Source organism: Actinomycetospora corticicola (genome assembly GCF_013409505.1).
Taxonomy (GTDB): Bacteria; Actinomycetota; Actinomycetes; order Mycobacteriales; family Pseudonocardiaceae; genus Actinomycetospora; species Actinomycetospora corticicola.
Genome location: NZ_JACCBN010000001.1, coordinates 504,198 through 525,142, shown reverse-complemented (window position 1 = coordinate 525,142; position 20,945 = coordinate 504,198). Strand labels below are relative to the sequence as shown.

The window sequence follows — 20,945 nt, the reverse complement described above, 5'->3', positions numbered from 1 at the left end:
GCGCCGACCACACCGGCCGGAGCGAACCAGAGGCGGGTATGTCCACCACCATCCCCATGTCCATCACGGTCGACGGCGAGCGCCACACGCTCGACGTCGACCCTCGCACGAGCCTGCTCGACGCCCTCCGGGAGCGCCTCGGCGTCACGACCACGAAGAAGGGCTGCGACCACGGCCAGTGCGGTGCCTGCACCGTGCTGCTCGACGGGCGCCGGGTGCTCTCGTGCCTGACGCTCGCCGTCGCGAAGGACGGCTCGGACGTCGTCACGGCGAACGGCCTGGCGACCGACGGTGACCTGCACCCGGTGACCGAGGCGTTCCTCGCGAACGACGCCTACCAGTGCGGCTACTGCACGCCGGGCCAGATCTGCTCCGCGGTCGGCGCCATCGACGAGGCGCGGCGGGGCGTGCCGAGCGCCGTCACCGCCGACCTGACCGCCGACGTGACGCTCGACCGCACCGAGATCGCCGAACGCATGAGCGGCAACCTCTGCCGGTGCGCGGCCTACGTCAACATCGTGACGGCGGTCGAGGAGGCCGCGCGGGACGACGCGGCGCGGCGGAGCTCGACCCTGGAGACGCAGCGATGAGACCCTTCACCTACGCCCGGCCGACCGAGGCGTCCGAGGCGGTCGCCACCCTGGCCGCCGACCCCGACGCCCGGTTCCTCGCCGGCGGCACCAACCTGCTCGACCACCTCAAGCTCGGCGTCGTCGAGCCGTCGCAGCTGGTCGACGTCTCGCGCGTCACGAGCACGACGATCGAGGACCTCCCCGACGGCGGGCTCCGGATCGGCGCGGGCGTGCCGAACTCCGACCTCGCGGCGGACCCGCGGGTGCGCGAGCGCTACCCGGCGGTGGCCGCGGCGATCCTCGCGGGCGCGTCGGGGCAGCTGCGCAACATGGCCTCGACGGGCGGCAACCTGCTGCAGCGCACCCGCTGCGCGTACTTCGCCGACCGGACGACGCCGTGCACCAAGCGCGACCTCTCCCAGGGCTGCTCGGCCCGCGAGGGCTGGGCGCGCTACCACGCGATCCTCGGCACGGCGGGCGACGGCTGCATCGCGACGCACCCGTCGGACCTCGCGGTCGCGCTCGTCGCGCTCGACGCGCAGGTCCAGGTGCTCGGGCCGGACGGGGCGCGCACGGTGCCCGCCGTCGCGTTCCACCGGCTCCCGGGCGACGACCCGACCCGCGACACGGTCCTGGCGCACGGCGACCTCGTCACCGCGGTCGACCTGCCGGCGACCACCCCCGCCGTCGTGAACTCGACCTACCGCAAGGTGCGCGACCGCGCCTCCTACGCGTTCGCGCTCGTCAGCGCGGCGATCGCGCTGGAGGTGCGGGACGGCACGGTGGTCGACGTCCGGATCGCGCTCGGCAGCGTCGCCCACAAGCCCTGGCGCGCGAGCACGGCGGAGGCGGCCCTGCGCGGGCGCCCGGCCACCGACGAGGAGTTCCGCGCCGCGATCGCGGCGGAGCTCGAGGCGGCGGTGCCGGTGGACAGCCCGCTCGGCGGGAACGCCTACAAGATCCCGCTGGTGACCGGCACGGTCGTCAGCACGCTGCGAGCCCTCGCGGGAGGTACGGCATGACGGTCGGGCGAGCGGAGCGACGGGGGGCACCCACGATGGACGCCCGCAGCATGGGCACCTCGGTCCGGCGGATCGAGGGACCGGACAAGGTCACCGGCACCGCGGCCTACGCGGGCGACACCCCGGCCGCCGACGCGCTGGTGCTCCACCCGGTGCAGGCGACGGTCGCGCGCGGGGAGATCACGGCGATCGACACCGCGGCGGCGCAGGCCCTGCCGGGCGTGGTCGCGGTCCTCACCCACCACGACGCCCCCACGCTCGGCGACACCGGCGACCCGGAGCACCGGGTGCTGCAGGGCACGACGATCCACCACCGCGGGCAGTTCGTGGCCGCGGTGCTCGCGGAGCACCCGGAGGTCGCGGCGGAGGCCGCGCGGCTCGTCGTCGTGACGGTGGACGAGGCGCCGTCGACGACCGCCTTCGATCCCGACGGCGAGTCCTACGTCCCGTCGGCGCTGGGCAACGGGCAGCCCCCGGACAGCACCGTCGGCGACCCGGACGCGGCGCTGGCCGCGGCACCCGTCGTCATGAGGGCCGAGTACTCCACGCCGATGGAGCACCACAACCCGATGGAGCCGCACGCGACGACCGCGACGTGGTTCGACGACCGGGTCGAGGTGTACGAGGCGAGCCAGGGCGCCGACCTGGCGCGGCAGACGCTCGCGACGCTGTTCGACACCGAGGTCGTGGTGCACGCGCAGCACGTCGGCGGCGGGTTCGGCACCAAGGGCTTCCTGCACGCCGGGTCGGTGCTGACCGTGCTCGCGGCGCGGGCGGTCCCGGGACGTCCGGTGCGGTTCGCGCTCGGGCGACGGCAGATGTTCGAGACCGTCGGGTACCGGCCGGTCACGGTGCAGCGCATGGCGCTCGGCGCCGAGCCGGACGGGCGCATCGACGCCCTCGTGCACGACGTCATCGGCGCGACCGCACGGTACAAGGAGTTCGTCGAGCCGGCCGGCGGGTCGAGCCGCTCGATGTACGCCGCCCCGCACCGCCGCACCTCGCACCGGGCGGTGCCGCTCGACCTCGACGCCCCGACCTACATGCGCGCGCCGGGCGAGGCCCCGGGCAGCTTCGGGCTCGAGTGCGCGATGGACGAGCTGGCGGTCGCGCTCGACCTGGACCCGATCGAGCTGCGGGTGCGCAACGAGCCGTCCGTGCACCCGGAGAACGGGCTGCCGTTCTCCTCGCGCGGGCTGGTGGAGTGCCTGCGCAGCGGCGCCGAGCGGTTCGGGTGGTCGACGTGGGAGCGGGCGCCGCGGCGGCGGTTGGTCGACGGCTGGTGGCACGGCGTCGGGGTCGGCGCCGGGACCTTCCCGGCCTTCCGGATGCCGGGCTCGACCGCCGAGATCACCTTCACCGGCGGCCGGTACGTCGTCGCGATCGGGGCGGCCGACATCGGGCAGGGCGCCCGCACCGTGCTGACCCAGATCGCGGCGGACGCGCTCGGGGTCGACGTCGCGTCGATCGCCGTGGAGATCGGGTCGACCGAGGTGCCGGTCGGGTCGATCGCGGGCGGGTCGGCCGGCACGGCGTCGTGGGGCTCGACGGTGGTGGAGGCGGCCGACCGCTTCCGCGACAAGTACGGCGACGCCCCCGACGACGGCGACCACGCCGACGCCGCGACCCCGGACAACCCGTGGGCCGAGGAGTACGCGATGGCCGCCTACTGCGCGCAGTTCGCGGAGGTCGCGGTGCACGCCGACACCGGCGAGATCCGGGTGCCGCGCCTGCTCGGCGTGTTCGGGGTGGGGCGCATCCTCAACCCCGCGCTCGCCCGGTCGCAGCTGCAGGGCGGCCTCGTGTGGGGGCTGTCGATGGCCCTGCACGAGGAGAGCGTGGTCGACCCGCGGTTCGGCGGCGTGGTGAACCACGACTTCGCCGGCTACCACGTGGCCGCCAACGCCGACGTACGCGACGTCGAGGTCGCCTGGATCGACGAGGACGACCCCTACGTCAACCCGATGGGCGCGAAGGGCATCGGGGAGATCGGGATCGTCGGGGTGGCCGCGGCCATCGCCAACGCCGCGTACCACGCCACCGGCGTGCGGGTGCGGTCGCTGCCGATCACCTGCGACGACTTCCTGACGTCGGGTCTGCTCTAACCCGTCGTCCCGCGGTCGCGGCGGTGGACGAACGTCCACCAGTCCGCGTCCCAGTCCCGCATGCGGCCGCGGTCCAGCGCGAACCGGACCGCGATCAGCACCGAGCCCAGCACCAGGACCGCCCCGACCAGCGCCCCGACCGCGTCGACGATGCCCTCGACCGTCGCGTCGGTGGCGCTGGCGGGCGGGATCACGGGGCGGTCCCCCGGCCCGATCCAGAGCCGGAGCCGGTCACCGGGCGAGAGCGAGGGGGCGGCGGGGACGGATGCCGTGTGGCGGGCGAGGTCGGGGCCGACCCAGGCGACGTCGACGTCCCCGAGGCCCCCGGCGTAGCCGACCGCGGGGCCGGCGACGGCCGGTGCGGCCAGCACCGTGGCGTCGACGGGCTGCGCGACCGCGCGCGTCCGGTCGGCGGCCTGCGTCGCGTCCTCCGCTCCGTGCTGCCCGAGCACGATCGCGACCGGCACGAGGAGCAGGAACAGCACCACCGCGCACCGCAGGACCGCGGTCTCGACCCGGTCCGACCAGCGACGCAACCCGCTCCGCCGCGGGAACAGCGCCGTCCGCACCCGACCGGCCGTGTCGCGCAACCCCATGGCGCGTGAATTCCCGGCTCCGCGAGCGGCCAGTCCACGGTGTGACCGAACGCAACGATCGAACCCGGACGGGCCCGCGGTCGTGACGCTCAGTCGCACAACTCCTGCGCCCGGGACTCCCGGAACTCCTCCCCGTGCTGCGGGAAGTACCACGTCACGCGGCGGTAGGCCTCGTCCCCGTCACAGTCGCCGAGGTCGAAGGCGACGACGGTGGCGCGGTCCTGCACGCCCCGGGCGTCCGGCTCGTCACCCGGGCGGTACAGCGCGGTCCCCCGGCCGGTGGCCCGGTCCTCGCCCCAGTCCTCCCAGGTGATGCCGGTGACCAGGCCACGGTCGGTGCCGCCGTCGATCTCCGCAGGCTGGACGGCGCCGTAACCGCGTCGGTCGCCCTGGCTGCGGCCCAGTGCCGGGCCGTCCTGGGCGCGCGTGCTCGTCACGGGCACGATCGGCGGGCCCGCGACCGGGGCCGGCGGCACGGTCGACGTGGGCGCGACCGTCGTGGTGACGGCGGGGGCCGGTGTGGCGACCGCCGTGGGCGTCACGGCCCCGCGAGCGAGCCAGCCGCCCGCGCCACCGAGTGCGAGGAGGAGCAACCCGACCAGCGCCAGGAGCGGCCACCGGGGTCCCTTCCCGACGACGGGTGCGGGTCCGGTGGGTGGGCCTGCCGGGGAGGTCGTGGTGGCCGGTGTGGGTCCGGTCGCCGGCGTCGCGGTGGTGGCGACGGTCGGGGTCGGGCTGGTCGGCGGGTTCGCGGCGGTCGGCGTCGGGCCCGTCGGCGGCATGCGGACCGTCAGGGGCTCGCCGGCCGGAGGCGTGTCCCCGCGTCGCTCGACCACCGGTGCCCCTTCCGGTCGCTCTCCCCCGGCCACCCGGCCGAACGTGCGGCGGAGTATGCCGTTCCCCGGCTCCCACGGTCGAGCACCCCGGCGGGCCCGCGTCGATGGCGCCCCTGACGCATCCCGTGCCACCGACGGGCTATCCCCGTCATCGGCCCGCCGACGAGCGTGGCGCACTGCTGACGTCAGACGTCAGCCGTGTGCCACCGCTGACATCCCGGGGACGACCTCAGCCCGGCGCCTCCGCGCGGAGCAGGTCACCGCGACTGACCATGCCGATCACCCGGTCGTCGTCCCCGAGCACCGGCAGCGAGCGGTACCGGCGCCGCACCATGGCCTTCGCGACCTTCGTCAGCGGCACGTCGTGGCGCACCGCCGTCGCGCCCGTCGTCATGGCCTCCGCGCACGTGCGCGGGGCGGGGCCGCGGCCGGAGAGCCGGTCGGGCAGGAGGTCGGCCTCGCTGACGACGCCGAGCAGGCGGTCGTCCTCGTCGAGCACCGGCAGCGCGGAGAGCCGCTGCGCGGACAGCCACGCCGCGGCGTCGGCGACGCGCGTCGACCCGACGGCGACCCAGCAGTCGTCGATCGGGGTCATCACCGCGCCCGCGGTCGTGCCGATCCGCGGCCGGTCGGGGGGTGGGATGTCGAGGTCGACGTCGGGAGTGCCGAGCACCCGGTCGAGCAGGGAGCGCCGTTCGGGGGTGCGCAGCAGGTCGCCGCGGGTCACGATCCCGATGAGCAGCCCCCGCTCCACCACCGGCAGCACCCGCACCTCGCCGTAGCGGCGCATGCGGTGCGCGACGATCCCCACGAGCGTGTCGGGGCCGACCGTCATCGGGTCGCGCGTCATGTACTCGGCCACCCGGGCGCCCGCCCGACCCTCGACGTCGGCCCGCAGCAGGTCCAGCGTCGTGACGATCCCCAGCAGCCGCCCGGCGCCGTCGGTCACGGGCAGCGCGGAGAACCGGTTGTTGGTCACCAGCGCGCGGGCGTCCTCGAGCGGGGTGCCGGGCGCGACCGTGACCACGCCCCGCGTCATCACCGCACTCGCCCGCACGCCTCCACGTTCTACCGCCCGTAGGTGATCGACGCACCCCTCGTCCCGAGCTCGTCCCGGGTCACGGGCTCCGCGTCGGCGACGCTGCGGCCCACCCCGACGCGGTACACGGAGTCGTTCGTCGGCACGTCGGTGAAAAGCACGTCGAACCGGCACCCGTCGGCGTAGGGCGGGCTCGTGCCCCACCGGTCGACCGCGTAGCCGGTCCACGGCACGGGCGCGGACGCCACGACCGAGCCGTTCGCGCCGAAGATCGACACCGTCCACCCGGACACCGGTTGTGCCGTGCACGGCGCGCCCGGCAGCGTCGTCCCGGAGACGGCCACGACCACGGTGCCCTGCACCGTCATGGTGCCCGGACCCGTCGTCAGGACCGCGGCGCCGCCACCGACGGCGAGGACCGCCAGGACCGCCGCGACGAGCCACGCCAGCCGTCGTCGGGACCGGCGCGGCGGCGCGGCCGGGGCGGGCGGTTCGGCGTCGAGCCACCGGATGCCGCTCGGCGGGGTCGGGGTCCACGGCGCCAGGGCCTCCACCGACCGCCGCGGCGCGGGGATGTTCCCGACGGCAGGGGTGGTCCGCTCGAGCTGCGTCACGTCGCCTCCGTGTCCGTCCCGGGGTCCCGGTGTCGGGGACGACGTTAGGTCATGGTATTACGCAGGTGCCTGCCGAAATAGACGACGTGCACCGAGCGGGTGCGTTCGACCCAGGTGAAGTAGATGCGCGGCGCCAGCCCGGCCGACGAGATCTTGATGTGCGACTCCACGACCCGCGGCTCGCCGTCGACGTCGAAGGTCCGGGTGTCGGGCCAGCGGTCCATCACCGACTTCGACTCCCGCATCGCGAGCTTGCGCGGGCTGGCCGGCCAGGCCATCGGGTGCCCCGAGTTCCAGCACCACTGGAAGAAGTCGGCCTCGACCCCGTCGCGCGACCGGGCACGGGAGTACCAGGCCAGCGCCCGCAGGGCCCGCCACGCCTGCTCGCCCCAGGCCGCCCCGGCGGACTGGCGGTCGAGGAGCTCCAGGTCGACCCCCGCCGCCGTCGGGAAGGTCAGGTACTGCCCCAGGTGCTTGCGGGCGAGGGCGGCCGCGTCGCTGCAGTCACGGGCGTGGACGGGGGCGGCGTCGAGGTCCTCCAGCCCGGCCTCGGCACGTTCGCCGCGGAGCCGGGCCAGCTCGTCGGAGAGCGACCGCAGCTGGTCGCGCAGGCTCGCGACCTCGTGCTCCAGGTCGCCGTACTCCTCCATCACGCCCTCGGACAGCGACCGTTCGGCGGCCAGGTCCTGCTCGAGGTCGGCGATCCGCGCCGTCGCCTTCTCCAGCGTGGCCCCGACCTCGGCCGGGGCCTGCGCGTCGAGGTGTGCGCGGGCGCGGTCGTAGGAGTCCGGCGGCCGACGGCCGGTGGAGAGCGGGGCGACGACCCCCGCGACGATCCGCCCGGCGAGACCGGGCTTGGTCCAGAACCGGTCGGCGCGGACGTCGAGGCACCGGTCGTCGGAGTCGTCGGCCGGGTCGAACCCCGGCAGGTACACGCGCAGCCCACCGGGGCCGATCGGGGTGGCCTCGCCGAGGGCCTCGGCGAGCGCCGACCCGCCGTCGGGATCGATGACCGCGACCGGCGCGAGCCCCGCGACGTCGCGCACCGTGCGGCGGAGGACGGCGTCGAGGACGCGCCCCTCGTCGACGCCCACCGGGTCGCCGAGGTCGGCCAGGACGACCACGGGGACGTCGCGGTCGTCGAGCGTCACCAGGTCGGCGAGCTCCTCGGCGCCGTCGGGACCGCGGTACCGGCTCGGGGTCGCCGGCAGCGGGACGCCCCGGCGGGCCGCCTTGGTGGCGGTGAGCAGCTCGCTGACGAAGATCGGCGGGCGCGGGACGATCGGCTCGTTGGGGTGGTGGGTGGACGCGTCGACGTCGACCCACACCCAGGCCCGGGCGCCCTCGTGCTCGACCGTCCCGCCGGACCAGGTGCGCAGGGTGGTGGTCCAGCGGATGCCGTCGCGGCGGTTGGCGATGAACACCGCGCGGACGATCGCGGTGATCTTGGTGTCGGTCGGGTCGCGGTGGACGTCGCGGCGCAGCGTGTAGCGGTCCTGCTTGCTCGTGCGCGTCCGCGGACCGGGCGGGGTGAGGGGGCGGTGGTCCCGCTCGGCCGCCCGTTCGGCCCAGCGGGTGAAGGCCTCGTCGGCCAGCTCCACGGCGGCGGGGTCGTCGGAGGCCCAGATCGCGCGATAGAGCGTGCCCATGCCTCTCCCCCTAGTAGGCGCCCCGGGATCCCAGGACCGCACCGACGGTCTTCCACAGGATCGTGGCATCCAGCGCCGGTGACCAGTTCTCGACGTACCGCAGATCGAGCCGCACCGACTCCTCCCAGCTCAGGTCGCTGCGCCCGCTCACCTGCCACAGACCCGTCATCCCGGGGCGGACCAGCAGCCGGCGGCGCGCGTCGTCGGCGTAGTGCTCGACCTCCCGCGCCAGCGGCGGCCGCGGCCCGACCAGCGACATCGTGCCGCCCAGCACGTTGAACAGCTGCGGCAGCTCGTCGAGCGAGAGCCTCCGGAGCACGGCGCCGACGGGGGTGACCCGCGGGTCGCGCCGCATCTTGAACAGGGGGCCCGCGCCCTCGTTCAGCTCGCGGGGCACCTGCCGGTCCGCGTCGACGACCATCGACCGGAACTTGACCATCCGGAACGTCCGACCGTGGAGGCCGACCCGCTCCTGGCGGTAGAACACCGGCCCGCCGTCGCGCCCGACGAGCACCGCGATCAGCACGAGGGCCGGGGCGAGGAGCAGCAACAGGGCGGCGGCCCCGACCCGGTCGACGACGGCCTTGACCACCCGCGAGGTCCCCGAGAACCGCGGCTCGGTGAGCCGGAGCATCGGCAACCCGTCGACCGGGGCCACGTGCAGCCGCGGCCCGCCGACCTCCATCAGGCCCGGGTCGACGACGAGGTCGACCCCGGTCCCCTCGAGGTCCCACGCCAGGCGGTGCAACCGCTTCGCGGTCCAGCCCGGGGCGGGGGCCACCGCGACGACGTCGACGGCGTGCTCGGCCACCTGCCGCGTCACGTCGTCGAGGTCCCCGACGACGGGGACGGCCGCCGTCCCCTCCCCCGCCGGCGTGCACGCCGCGACGACGCGCCACCCGTGCCAGGGCACGCGCTCGGTGCGGGTGACCAGGTCCGCGACGGACTCCGGCGTCCCGACGACGAGCACGCGGGCCATGCACGCGCCCTCCCGCCGGGCCCGGTGCAGCACCCGCCGGACCAGCCACCGCCCGACGAGCACCGCCACGCCCACGACCGGCAGCACGCCCACGACCCACGGGCGCAGGGCGTCGCCCTTCACCACGAAGCCGACGAACGCGAGCAGCAGCGTCGCGCGCACGAAGGCCCGGGCCAGCCGGTTGAACTCCTCGGCGCCCTGCCCGAGCACCTGTGGGTCCCAGCAGTGCATCGCGGCCATGAGGACCCCGGCGAGGGCGACGACGGCGGTGCCGCCGAGCGCGGCGTCCGTGGCACCCCACTGGCGCCACAGCACGCCCAGGACCGCGGTGGTCGCGACGATCGTCAGCACCAGGATCACGTCGGTCGCCACGACCGCCCGGCGCAACCGCCCGCGCCAGCGGTTGCCCCCGGCGTCGCTCGGCACCGGTGCTGCGCGCACCGCCGCCGACGTCTCCACGTCGATCCGCATCCGCGACGACTCCTCCGTGTCGCGATCGCCCCCCGTGACGACCTCGGTCCACTGCTCCGTTCGCTGGACCTCGACGGCGACCCTATCGGGGTATGACGCGGAACCGGCGCTCGCTCTGCGTCATGTCACGAGGCGCGACCGCACGGCTGGTGGCTCGCCTAGCATCGGACCCGACCTGTCGTCGGGAAGGGAGAGCACGTGGCGCGATCGCCGTTCGGCGAGCTCCCGGAGTCCGACCGGGCCGACGACGGGTCCGGCTACTGGCCCGGGGAGCGCACGACCTGGGGCGGCCGCGGCCGGATGCCGGTGTTCGTGGTGCTGGGCGTGCTCGCGGCCGTCCTGGTCGTGGTGCTGGCGCTGACGTTCCTGTCGGACTCGGACGCCGGATCGGGGTCGGCCTCGGTGGGGAGTCCCCCGCCGCCGGTGCTCGCGAGCGAGGGCGTCACGCCCGGCACCCCGGTACAGCTCGGCGGCTACTCCTACACCCTCGGGGTCGGACCGTTCGCGGCGAGCACCCGCGGGTCGACGGCGGGCTCGCACCTGTTGCTGGCGCCGCTGGTCGTCCGGAACACGTCCGGTGCACCGGCCCCGAATCCGCTCGCGTCGTTGCGGGTGCAGATCGGGCTGGCGTCGCTCCCCGCGTCCGTGACGACGGGTCCGTCCGCCGTGCTGTGCCAGAACCGGCCGGCCGTGTCACCGCTCAGCTCGGGTCCCGCCACCTACCCCGGCCTGCCGGACGGCGCGTGCGTGCTCGAGGCGCGGACCTCCGCGTCCGGCAGCGCCGCGATGCTGGCCCCGGACGAGGAGGCGCGCGGCACGCTGCTGTCGACCCCGGTCCCGGACGCGGTCACCGACACGACGGCTTCTGTGTGGACCGAGACGAGGCCCGGGGCCTGGCAGCGGGTGGGCTGATCGTCGTGCGCCTCGCCGAGGTGCACGTGACGCACGGTCCGGCGCCCGGATCGCTGCCTGACGTGACACTCAGTGTCAGGGTCGGTGGTGCCGCCAGTGGCGGTGGTCGGGATCCTGGTCGTCGGTGCTCTGGCTCTTGATGTGACTGTCTCCGCAGGAGGCCAGCGCGAGCTGTGCCGGGCACCGGCGGCCAGGACCGGCCGGCGTGACTTGATAGGAGCGTGGCAGCGCCCCCACTGAGGTGTGTCCGCCGACCGGCCCGGCCTGTTGTCCCCCGCAGGCTAGGAGCAGGAGACCCCTTCGATGGTCCTGATGGTCGGAGTCGATGTCCACAAGGACACTCACACCGCGGTCGTGGTCGATCAACTCGGCGCCCGCCGCGCGCAGCGTCGGGTGCAGGCCACTGACGCCGGGCACCTGGAGTTGTTGGCCTGGGCCCAGCGCGAGTGCCGGGAACTCGCTGCCGACGGGCAGGAGATCGAGTGGGCGCTCGAGGACTGCCGGCATGTCTCGCTGCGCTTGGAGCGGGCGCTGCTCGCCGCGGGGCAGCGGGTCCGGCGGGTCCCGCCGAAGCTGATGGCCGGTGCCCGGAGCTCGGCACGCCAGTTCGGGAAGTCCGACCCGATCGATGCGACCGCGATCGCCCGGGCCGCGCTGCGCGAGCCGAACCTGCCCGTCGCCGAGCACGACCCCGAGTCCCGCGAGCTCAAGCTGCTGGTCGATCACCGCGAGCACCTGGTCACCGAGCGGACCGCGATGATCTGCCGGCTGCGTTGGCACCTGCACGAACTCGACCCCGAACTCGAGCGCAGCATCCCGGCCCGCGGGCTGGACAAGCCCACCCGTCTGACCGCGCTGGCCGCGCTGCTGCCCGCCGAGCACCCCGGGCTGGTCGGGGAGCTCGCCGCCGAGCTGGTCGGCGACATCCTCAAGCGCACCAGCCGTATCCGGGCGTTAGAGCGTGAGATCGCCCGCCGGGTCGCGGTGCTGGCCCCGCAGCTGCTCGAGCTGCCCGGCTGCGGCCCGCTCTCCGCGGCGAAGCTGATCGCCGAGACCGCCCGACCCGATCGGTTCCGTTCCGAGGCCTGCTTTGCCATGCACGCCGGAACCGCGCCGATCCCCGCCTCCTCCGGGCGCACCAACCGTCACCGGCTGGCCCGCGGCGGCAACCGGCAACTCAACGCCGCCCTGCACCGCATCGCGCTCACCCAGACCCGCCTGGCCGACAGCCTCGGACGCGCCTACTACGACAAGCGACGCGCCCGCGGCGACAACCACAACGAAGCGATGCGGGCCCTCAAACGACGCCTCGCGCGCGTCGTGTTCAACCTGCTCCTGCAGTCCCGGACCGCACCGGACACCGTCGCGGCTTGACATAGGAGCAGCTCGCGGCGGGGCAGCGCGCCGCCCGCCCGCCGAGGTGCACACCAGGCATGCGCCGGTGCCCGGATCGCTGCCTGACGTGATTCTCGCGGCGGAGCCGTGGCCCTCGAGGAAGATCCGGACCCGTGTGGCGTGTCGCTCCACCTCGTGGGCGTGTCGCCACACGGGTCCGGATCCCGGACGACGGCAGCGCAGCCCGCCACCGTCGTCGCGCGGGTCCGGAAACTTGTGTGGCACCGGGGCGACCTGACTGCACCCGTTGCCACACAAGTCCGGACCCGTGAGGCGGGCCGTCCCCCTCGCGCCGGCCCGCCCCGGGATCAGGACATGAGGTTGCCGACGATCGGCTCCTTGACCGTCTGCCCCGACTCGCTGCCCTCGTCCGTGGACTCGTCGGGCAGACCACTGTCCATCGACGGCGGCATGTCTCCGTCGAGGCTGCCGAGCTCGTCGGGCGCTCCGCTCCCGTCGTCGGTTCCGCCCTCGTCGCCGGTCCCACCATCGTCACCGGTTCCGTCCTCAGGCGTGGTGCCCGCGTCCGGCGTGGTACCCGCCTCCGGCGTCTCGCCGGTGGCCGGCGTCTCCCCGGCACCCGAGGTCTCCCCGGCACCCGGGGTCTCCCCGGCACCCGGGGTCTCCCCGGCACCCGGGGTCTCCCCAGTACCCGGCGTCTCCCCAGTACCCGGCGTCTCCCCAGTACCCGGCGTCTCCCCGGTGCCCGGCAGCATCTCGGTCGGGTCCGGGAGGTCCGGCGTACCCGGGAGGTCCGGCAGACCCGGGAGCGTCCCGCCGTCGTCCGGCTCGCCGCCCTGCTCGTGCCCGCCCTGCTCGTGCCCACCGTGGCCGTGCTCGTGGTGCTTACCGCCGTGGCCGTGGTGCTTGCCGCCGTGCTCGTGGTGCTTGCCGCCGTGACCGCAGCCGCACTCGTGCTGGTCGCCGTGCTGCTGGTCGTCGTCCTGCGTGGTCGTGTGCGTCGTCGTCGGCAGCTCACCGGCGAACGCGACGCCGGCGCCACCACCGGCGACCGTCAACGCCGCGACGGCGGCGAAGGCGCCGCGGCCGGCGATGGCACCGAGCCGGCCGTCACGACGGCGGGGAGCGCTGTGTGCACCCATGGGGTCCTCCTCGATCGTCCCTGGACATCGCATGGCAGGAGGACCCGGTGTCCCCCGAACCGGGAAGGGACGGTCACGGACCGTCGCCTGCCACCAATAACGAAGCCATCACGAACGGGTGACGCGATCCGGCACGAAAAGGCGGAAACGCAGAGAACAAAGCTCTGACCTGCACGAACACCCCGAGTAGATCATGCCGACATCATCGACGAATTGTCATCACCGGGAACAGCCGAACGAGGTACCCGCACACGATCGGCGTCATGCGCGCATTTCATGATCGAGTGGAATCGACCTGCCCGGCCCGACCCACCCGCCGTGCCCGAAGGCGGCACTCGTCCGGGAAAGGTTCCGGAAAGGCGGCCACGCTTCGATACCGACGGTGGACGCCGGTCGGGTGGGAACGCTCTCAGAGCGCTCGCCGGAGTCCGAGCGGGAGCGACGGTCCCGGGGTGTCGGAGGGCCGCCCCGGGGCCGTCACCGCCGCGAGTTCCCCGGCCGCGTCGCCCCAGGGGGTCCAGCCGAGGGCGGTCGCGGTGCCCAGCGCCGCGAGGAAGTGCCGGTGCGCGGCGGCCAGGTCGCCGCGGGCCGCGAGGGCGAGCCCACGGTAGAGGTCGACGGGCCCGAGGAACGCGGCGCCGATGCCGACCACCACGGTGGCGCCGGGGTCGTCGGGGAGCGCCTGCAGCACGAGGTCGGCGGTCGGGCGGTCGTCGAGGGCGAAGGCCGCGCACGCGGCGAGGCAGAGCCCGACGCGGTCGAACAGCCCGGACTCGCGGCCCTCGCGGCGCCGGTGGAACTCGGTGAGGTGGGCGGCGGCCGTCGGAGGGTCGCCGCCCTGCACCGCGTCCACGGCCGCGCAGGCCGCCCACGCGGGCACGTTGGGATAGTCCGTCGCGGTCCGGGCGGGCAGGCCGCCGAGCTCGGGCAGGCTCCCGGTGAGCAGGTGCCGGATGACGAGGTGGGCCCCGAACGCACCCAGGGCGTCGGCGATCCCGAGTTCGAGCCCGCGCTGGAACGCCTCCTGCGCCGCCTGGTCGGACTCCTCGATCTTGCCCGCGGCCAGCAACGCCGAGGCCTCGACGAGCCGCACCGCCCACATCGTGCGCGGACGGTGGCGCCGCTCCGCCTCAGGGATCAGGGCGGCGTGCAGGTCGAGGGCCTCGTCGACGTCGCCGCTGCCGACGAGGGCGGCGACCAGCAGTTCGTCGGCCTCGAACCGCAGCGCGGTCACGTCCGCCTCGCGGGCCAGCCGCGCCGCGCGCCGGGCGGTCGCGACCCGCTGCGCCGAGGGCACCGAGACCCCGAGCTGCAGGTAGGACTCGGTGACGGCCACCTCGGCGGCGAGGACCGGCTCGGTGGCGCCCTCCCCCAGGGCGAGCAGCTCCTCGAGCAGCGCGGCCGTGCCCTCGAGGTCGAGCTGCTGCTCCTCGACGACGAGACCCCGCAGCACCCGGGCGCGCTGGACGTCGGTCAACGGCAGCGTGTGCACCCGTCGCAGGCGCTCCAGCCGGCGCGGGCGGCCCGCGATCGAGGGCCCCTGCGCGTCGTCGCCCAGCGCGGCCGTGACCGCGTCGACGACGTCGGCCGTCGGATCGGCGACGACGGCGTCGAAGAGGTCGGCGGCCTCGTCGACGCGGCCGAGCCCCTCCAGCACGAGGCCCCGCAGCGTCCGGGCGTGGACCGGACGCGACGTCGCGTCCGCCGCGGTGTCGAGCAGCTGCAGCGCCGCGGCCAGGGCGCCGTCCTGGTAGGCGGCGTGGGCCGCGGGCAGGTGGGCGTCCGCGACCTGCTCGGCGGGCAGCAGGGCGGCCGCACCGACGGTGTGGCGCAGGACGGTGAACGGGTCGGCGTCGTCCCCGAGCCCGGCCAGCCGCGCCCGGTGCAGCTGGGCGCGGACCACGGCGGGCACGGTGTCGAGCACGGCGGCCGCGGTCAGGTCGTGGCGGAAGGCGAAGCCGTCGGCGGTGGGTTCCACGAGGGTCATCCCGACGGCGGGTCGGAGGTCCCGGGCGAGGGCGCGCTCGTCGGCACCTACGGCGTCGGCGAGCTCGGCCAGCGGCGACGGTCCGAGGACGGCCATCGCCTCCAGCGCGGTCCGGCAGTCCTCGGGCAGGCCGCCGAGCTGGTGGTCCAGCAGCGGGCGCAGGCGCGCCGGGACCCGGCGGGTCGCGGCCTCCCGCGACTCGTCGTCGGGAAGGTCGCGCAGCTCGGCGAGCAGGGCCGAGAGGTGCAGCGGGTGTCCGCCGGTGCGCGTCCAGAGGGCGGCGACGAGCCGCTCCCCCGCCTCGTCCATCGCGTCATCGACCATGGCACGGGTACCGGCCTCGTCGAGCTCGGCGAGCGGGAGCCGGAGCACGCCGTCGAGCAGCGTGAGGTCGGCGGCCGCGTCGCCCCAGGCGGGGTGGGCGGTCGCGTCCGGCTCGCGGGCGGCGACGAGCACGACGACGCCCGGCGGCAGGCCCGCGCCACCGAGCCCGCGCAGGACGTGCAGCGACGCCTGGTCGGCCCGGTGCGCGTCGTCCAGGACGACGAGGACCATGCGGTCCGCGGCCGCGGCGGCCAGCCGGCGGCGCAGCGTGCGACCCGGCGCGGGGTCGCGCAGAGCGGGTGGGGCGACGCCGACGGCGTGCAGCGCCTGCACCCACGCCGCGAACGGCGCCTGGTCGTGCTCCCAGACCCCGTGGCCGACGGCCGCCCCGCGACGCGCGGCCTCTTCGGCGGCGGCCCGCACGAGGGTGGACTTCCCGATCCCGGCCTCCCCCGCGACGATCACGATGCGGCCGGCCCGGGGGTCGGCGAGTGCCTCGCGGATGGTGGCCAGCGGCGCGGCGCGCCCGACGACGTCGCGGCGGCGCCGCTGGTCGGTGTCCAGCACGGTGCGCTCCGCGTCGCGCAGCACCGTCCCGGGGTCGACCCCGTGCTCGGCCCGCAGCCGACGTCGGGTGGTGGCGAGCAGACGCAGCGCCTCGCCCGTGCGGCCCTCCGCGTGCAGGGCCAGTGCCGCGACGGCGACGAGCCCCTCGTGGTCGGGGTCCCCGTCGAGTACGTCTGCGGTGAGGGCCACGACCTCGCGCGGGGTCCCGGCCGCGAGCAACGCGCGGGCGTGCGCCTCCACCACCTCGTGGTGGCGCCGCCGCACCCGGCGGCGCTCGGCGTCGAGCCGCGGCCCGACGCGGCACCCCGGGAAGGGCTCGCCACCGTAGACGGCGAGGGCCCCGGCGGCGTCGTCGGGCGGGGCGTCGAGGAACCGGGCGAGGTCGACGTCTCCGCGACCGACCTCGAGCACGTACCCGCCGCGGGTGCTCGCGACCGTCGCCGGCGCGACCCACTTGCGCAGCCGGGTGATCTGGATCTGCAGCGCCGCCGCCGGGTTCTTCGGCAGCGCCGCGTCGTAGAGCTCGTCGATCAGCGTCGTCGTCGCCACCGGGCGCCCGGGTTCCAGCGCGAGCTGGGCGAGCAACGAGCGCAGCACGGCGCTCCGCTGCGGCGGCGTGCCCGCCACCGCCACCTCACCCAGCAGACGGATCGCCGTCACCACTCCCCCAAGGAGTAACCGCCAGTGACCTCTTGCGCCGACCATACGTCCGACACGGTCATCGGAGTAGACCACATACGGGCGGGCGACATACTCCTGGTGACCCCGATCCCCGGCGAACCACTGGGTGACATGATCACCCGTCTCGACGGCTCCGGCTTCTCGCACTCCGCGATCGCGCTGGCCGACGGCGAGGGGCGGGTGGCCTCCGCACACATGTCCTTCTGCCGCACCCGACCTTTCGACCTCGGTGGCATCCGCGGGGACGACGTGTCGCACTTCTGGGCCCTCGGCCAGTCGGTCTACCGGCTCCCGGTGGACCCGGAGGTCCCCCGCGAGCCGGCGCTGGCCCGCCTCGAGACGTGGCGCACGCCGGAGGACGACGGGACGTTCTCCGTGCCGAAACTCGTCATCGTGGCGATCGCGCTGGCCACGTTCGCCCCGGAGCTCGACCCGGTCCGGGCCCTCGAGGTGCGGCAGCTCGCCGTGGAGGCCGCCCGGGCGTGGGAGGGCGTCCCGGAGCGTCGGCAGTTCTACTGCGCCGAGCTGATCACCCGGCTCTACGACCAACCGTTCGCGATGTCGACGCTCGAGCCGACCGACCCGCAGCGTCCCGCGCCGGGACCGCCCGTCCAGGAGGGGATGCTGGACTCGCTGCTGGTCCGCACGCTCGGCTGGCTCACCGACGACGACCTGCAGGCGCCCTACGACCGGCTCCTCGCGGCGGTCGAGCGCGCGATGCCGACCTTCCTCGACCAGGCCGCCGTCGACATCCTGCTCAGCCCGTTCGTGCGGACGGGCGGGCCCGCCCTCCAGCAGGGCCGACGCTCACCCCGGCCTCGTCCCGACGACGGGTCCGCGGAGCGACTGCCGTTCGGGCTGGTCACCCCGCGGATGCTGCTCGACGCCCCGTGGACCGCCGACCACGTCGACCTGGTGCAGGGGCCGGGTGCCCCGCCGCCCCCGTTCTGACGGGTCAGTTCTCGGGGTTGTCGCTGGCCTTGGCCGAACCCCAGCCGTGCCAGCGCTCCACCTCGATCCACGCCGAGACGCGCTCGCGGTCGCGCACGGGGTAGGGCTTGCCGGTGTAGTGCTGCGAGAGCTGGTCGATCCGGGCGAGCCCGTCGTCGTCGGCCCACTCGACGACCCGGCCCTGCATCGAGACGTGGGTGTACCAGTCGTCCTCGGCGAGCACGGTGATCGTCGTCCGCGGGTCGTTCTCGAGGTAGCGCACGCGGGTGCGCCCCTTGTCCATGTTCACCAGCACCCGCCCGTCGTCCCACAGGTACCAGGTCGCCACGGACACCGGTGACCCGTCGGGGCGCAGCGAGGTGATCACGCTGGGGTTCGGGCGGGCGAGCAGATCCTGGACCTCGTCGGGCAGCGGGGGTGTCGGCATGCCCCGGGATGCTAGGGCCGCGGGGCGTCGCCCGCCCGGGGCACGTTCGGCCCACACCTCGTCACCCTCCGAGTTGTCCGCCGCCTGCACGGCGTTGTCCGGCGGACCAGAGGGTTGTCCGCTTCCCTTCCGCCGAGATCCCTTCACCGGTGAAGCTGTTTGCGTGACCACTCCCGCGCTCGTGTCGGGGCCGCCGTTCCGGGGTCTCGAGGGGCACCCCGGAGCGTTCGGCCGGGGCGGGAGTGGTCACCCGACCGGGTAACGGCGGGGCGGTCGACCGACGATTGACGGTGCAACGACACCCGCCGATCCCGGAGCGACACCGTGCCCCGACCCCAGCGCGAGCTCGACCCCGCCGGCGGTCCACTCGTGGAGTTCGCCCGGGACCTGCGCGCACTGCGCGAGCAGGCCGGCGGCCCGAAGTTCACGACGATGGCCCGGCGCACGGGCCGCTCGAAGACCGCCCTCGCCGACGCCTCGGCCGGCCGGCACCTGCCGCGGTGGGAGACCGTCGAGGACTACGTCCGGGCCTGCGACGCCGACCCGGAGCCGTGGCGGGCCCGCTGGGACGGGCTGCGGGTGTCCCTCGGCAGTCCCCCGCCCCCGCCCGCCGAGGAGCCGGACCCGGACGCCCCGGAGCCGGCCGACCAGCGTGGCGTCCCCCTGACGTCCGACGTCAGCCGTGTGCCACCGCTGACGTCCGGCGCCGAGGAGCCGGCCGACGACCGTGGCGTCTCCCTGACGTCCGACGTCAGCCGTGTGCCACCGCTGACGTCGGGTGACCGCGGACCCGCCGTCGGGAAGCGCCTCGTGCTCGTCGCCGCCGTCGTCGCGGTGCTGGGGATCGGACTGGGCTTCGTGCTGGGCCGGGTCACGGTGCCCGACCCGCCCGTCCTCCCCCAGACCGTCGAGGCCATCGAGGTGCAGAACAAGGTGGCGCTCGGCGCCGACCGGCTCGTCGAGGACCGCACGCCCGCGTACCTGTCCACGGAGGCGCTCGCGTACTGCGCGTCGCCGAGCCGCTCCTGCAAGGTGCCGGGCACGGAGATGGCCTCCGGCGCGGCGATCGTGGCGAACTGCTGGACCACCGGCCAGATGATGTGGAACGTCGACCTCGCCGACCCCGACCAGGCCCGCAACCCCGAGCGCGCGCAGTCCGACCTCTGGTACCGCGCGAGCTTCCCGGACGGCCGCACCGGATACCTGTCCGAGGTCTACGTGGTGCGCGGCGACCGCGGCGGGCGCGATCTCCCGCGCTGCACGTCCTAGCGACCGGCTGCGAGGCCCTCGACCCACGCGACGTAGGCCGCGTGGGCCCGGCCCGCGCCGAGCGCGTCGGCGGCGTACGCCCGGCCGCGCGCCCCGGCCTCGTCGTCGCCCGCGGTCGCGAGCACGGCCGCGTGCAGCGCCTCCGGGTCACCCGGGTCGAGCCGCATGCCCGCGTCCGCCCGGGCCAGCTCGGCGGACGCCGCCGACCGGGCCCACGTCGCGGCGACGACGGGGCGACCGGCCGCGAAGTAGGAGGTGAGCTTCGACGGCGCGCTCATCTCGGCGACCGTCTCCGCCTCGTTGACCACGAGCACGTCGGCGGCGGCCAGGGCGTCGGGGAAGCGGTCGCCGGGCAGCGGGTCGAGGAACGTCAGCCGCTCGACGTCGGCCCCGAGCTCGGCCAGCCGCGCCCGCTGGTTCCCGTCGCCGAGCAGGACGAAGCGGACCTTCGAGCCCGCCAGGTCCGCCCGGCGCGCGGCCTCGACGACGTTCTCCAGGCCCTGCTTGACGCCCATGTTGCCGGCGTGCAGGGCGATCACCTCGTCCTCGCGCCAGCCCAGCTCGCGGCGGACGGTCGCGCGGTCGCGGGTCGGCGGGGCGATGTGCGACCAGTTCGGGATCGTGGTCAGACGCGCCGGGTCGACGCCGAGCCCGGTGAGGGTCGGGGTGAACGAGGGGTGCACCACGGCGACGCCGTCGGCCCGGGACAGCAGCGATCCCTCGAGCCGGGCGCCCAGCGACGCCACCCGGGAGGAGGTCATCCGGGTCTCGGTGAGCGCGCGGGAGTAGAGGTCCTGGGTCACGACGCCGAGCGCGGTCCGGCCCGCACCCCGCCCGCGCAGCGCAGCGGAGCCGGGCCATCGGACCCGCCAGCGGAGGCCGGCCAGCACCGTGAGCAGCACGGGGCTGACGGCGACCACGACGTCGGGGCGCCGACCGCCGACCGCTGCCGCGTGGGCGGTGAAGGCGGCGTCCATCACGATGCGACGCCGGGCGTCGGGCACCGCCGGCACGGGGTGGCGCACCCGGGTGACCGGCACGCCGTCGAGGTGCTCGCGGCGGCGCAGGCCCGTGTAGCCCTCGGTGACCTCCCACGCCGGGTAGTGCGGGTAGCCCGTGACCACCTGGACCCGGTGCCCGGCGGCGTGCAGCGCCGCGACCATGCCGGTCGTGTAGGGCGCGTTGCCGGTGTGCTCCGGCGCGTAGTGCATCCCGATCACGCGGACGTCCAGCGACGCCGACGACGGACCGTGCCCGTCCGCCGCGCCGCCCGCTGCGGGCCGACCCGGGGCCATCACCATCGCCGGACGCTCCTGTTCCTCGCGCGAGTTGCTCGCGGACGTGTTGCTCCGGATGCCGATGGTCGGCAGTGCAGCGCCGCACCACCCTGGGAACTGTTTCCAGGTTTTCCAGGGTTACGCCACACGGAGGCACGAGGAGGACCGC

17 protein-coding genes are annotated in these 20,945 nt (G+C 75.3%); 7 read left to right on the top strand and 10 right to left on the bottom strand.

Going from position 1 to position 20,945, the window contains the following annotated elements:
* The first annotated feature begins 56 nt into the window (after positions 1-56).
* The 3 genes from BJ983_RS02545 to BJ983_RS02535 are packed head-to-tail and all read left to right on the top strand — an operon-like array spanning position 57 to position 3,699.
* Positions 57-590, top strand: coding sequence for a 2Fe-2S iron-sulfur cluster-binding protein (locus BJ983_RS02545; RefSeq protein WP_425484735.1), 534 nt, complete (start codon positions 57-59; stop codon positions 588-590).
* Entirely contained in the window at positions 587-1,594 is a 1,008-nt protein-coding gene (locus tag BJ983_RS02540; RefSeq protein ID WP_179792363.1) for an FAD binding domain-containing protein, read from the top strand. The genes BJ983_RS02545 and BJ983_RS02540 overlap by 4 nt, the downstream gene beginning before the upstream one ends.
* Complete coding sequence (locus tag BJ983_RS02535; protein ID WP_246325514.1) at positions 1,591-3,699, top strand: xanthine dehydrogenase family protein molybdopterin-binding subunit; 2,109 nt, start codon at positions 1,591-1,593, stop codon at positions 3,697-3,699. The genes BJ983_RS02540 and BJ983_RS02535 overlap by 4 nt, the downstream gene beginning before the upstream one ends.
* Here BJ983_RS02535 and BJ983_RS02530 read toward each other — a convergent pair.
* The 6 genes from BJ983_RS02530 to BJ983_RS02505 all read right to left on the bottom strand — a co-directional run bounded on the left by BJ983_RS02530 (position 3,696) and on the right by BJ983_RS02505 (position 9,883).
* The gene (locus BJ983_RS02530) at positions 3,696-4,295 is read right to left on the bottom strand and encodes an Rv1733c family protein (protein ID WP_179792362.1); all 600 of its coding nucleotides are present in this window, start codon (positions 4,293-4,295) and stop codon (positions 3,696-3,698) included. The genes BJ983_RS02535 and BJ983_RS02530 overlap by 4 nt on opposite strands.
* Positions 4,296-4,384: 89 nt before the next feature.
* On the bottom strand, positions 4,385-5,131 hold the full coding sequence (locus BJ983_RS02525; protein ID WP_179792361.1) for a hypothetical protein: 747 nt from the start codon (positions 5,129-5,131) through the stop codon (positions 4,385-4,387).
* A gap of 229 nt (positions 5,132-5,360) precedes the next feature.
* The gene (locus BJ983_RS02520; RefSeq protein WP_179792360.1) at positions 5,361-6,188 is read right to left on the bottom strand and encodes a CBS domain-containing protein; all 828 of its coding nucleotides are present in this window, start codon (positions 6,186-6,188) and stop codon (positions 5,361-5,363) included.
* A gap of 11 nt (positions 6,189-6,199) precedes the next feature.
* Positions 6,200-6,784, bottom strand: a complete 585-nt coding sequence (locus BJ983_RS02515; protein ID WP_179792359.1) for a hypothetical protein — start codon at positions 6,782-6,784, stop codon at positions 6,200-6,202.
* A 44-nt stretch (positions 6,785-6,828) separates the two neighbouring features.
* A complete protein-coding gene (locus BJ983_RS02510) occupies positions 6,829-8,433 on the bottom strand; it encodes a hypothetical protein (RefSeq protein ID WP_179792358.1) in 1,605 nt (534 codons plus the stop codon).
* 10 nt (positions 8,434-8,443) lie between these two features.
* On the bottom strand, positions 8,444-9,883 hold the full coding sequence (locus BJ983_RS02505) for a sugar transferase (RefSeq protein ID WP_179792357.1): 1,440 nt from the start codon (positions 9,881-9,883) through the stop codon (positions 8,444-8,446).
* Positions 9,884-10,081: 198 nt separating this feature from the next.
* Between BJ983_RS02505 and BJ983_RS02500 the strand changes: the two genes are divergently transcribed.
* Positions 10,082-10,795: a hypothetical protein gene (locus tag BJ983_RS02500; RefSeq protein ID WP_179792356.1), complete on the top strand. Its 714-nt coding sequence runs from the start codon at positions 10,082-10,084 to the stop codon at positions 10,793-10,795.
* Between the two features lie 312 nt (positions 10,796-11,107).
* Positions 11,108-12,169 (top strand): IS110 family RNA-guided transposase, encoded by a 1,062-nt coding sequence (locus BJ983_RS02495; protein WP_246325513.1) that lies wholly within the window; start codon positions 11,108-11,110, stop codon positions 12,167-12,169.
* A 329-nt stretch (positions 12,170-12,498) separates the two neighbouring features.
* On the opposite strand, the gene BJ983_RS02490 is transcribed toward BJ983_RS02495, so the two are convergent.
* A complete protein-coding gene (locus BJ983_RS02490; RefSeq protein WP_179792354.1) occupies positions 12,499-13,293 on the bottom strand; it encodes a hypothetical protein in 795 nt (264 codons plus the stop codon).
* A gap of 409 nt (positions 13,294-13,702) precedes the next feature.
* Positions 13,703-16,831 (bottom strand): AAA family ATPase, encoded by a 3,129-nt coding sequence (locus BJ983_RS02485; protein WP_179792353.1) that lies wholly within the window; start codon positions 16,829-16,831, stop codon positions 13,703-13,705.
* Between the two features lie 132 nt (positions 16,832-16,963).
* On the opposite strand from BJ983_RS02485, the gene BJ983_RS02480 reads away from it, so the two are divergent.
* Positions 16,964-17,803 carry a hypothetical protein gene (locus BJ983_RS02480; protein ID WP_218890066.1) on the top strand — a complete coding sequence of 280 codons (840 nt, stop codon included), beginning with the start codon at positions 16,964-16,966 and terminating at the stop codon, positions 17,801-17,803.
* A gap of 4 nt (positions 17,804-17,807) precedes the next feature.
* Here the strand turns inward: BJ983_RS02480 and BJ983_RS02475 are convergent, their stop codons facing one another.
* A complete protein-coding gene (locus tag BJ983_RS02475; protein WP_179792351.1) occupies positions 17,808-18,230 on the bottom strand; it encodes a PPOX class F420-dependent oxidoreductase in 423 nt (140 codons plus the stop codon).
* A gap of 324 nt (positions 18,231-18,554) precedes the next feature.
* Between BJ983_RS02475 and BJ983_RS02470 the strand changes: the two genes are divergently transcribed.
* Positions 18,555-19,499 (top strand): helix-turn-helix domain-containing protein, encoded by a 945-nt coding sequence (locus BJ983_RS02470; protein ID WP_179792350.1) that lies wholly within the window; start codon positions 18,555-18,557, stop codon positions 19,497-19,499.
* Here BJ983_RS02470 and BJ983_RS02465 read toward each other — a convergent pair.
* Positions 19,496-20,800 carry a glycosyltransferase gene (locus BJ983_RS02465; protein WP_246325511.1) on the bottom strand — a complete coding sequence of 435 codons (1,305 nt, stop codon included), beginning with the start codon at positions 20,798-20,800 and terminating at the stop codon, positions 19,496-19,498. The genes BJ983_RS02470 and BJ983_RS02465 overlap by 4 nt on opposite strands.
* Positions 20,801-20,945 lie beyond the last annotated feature (145 nt).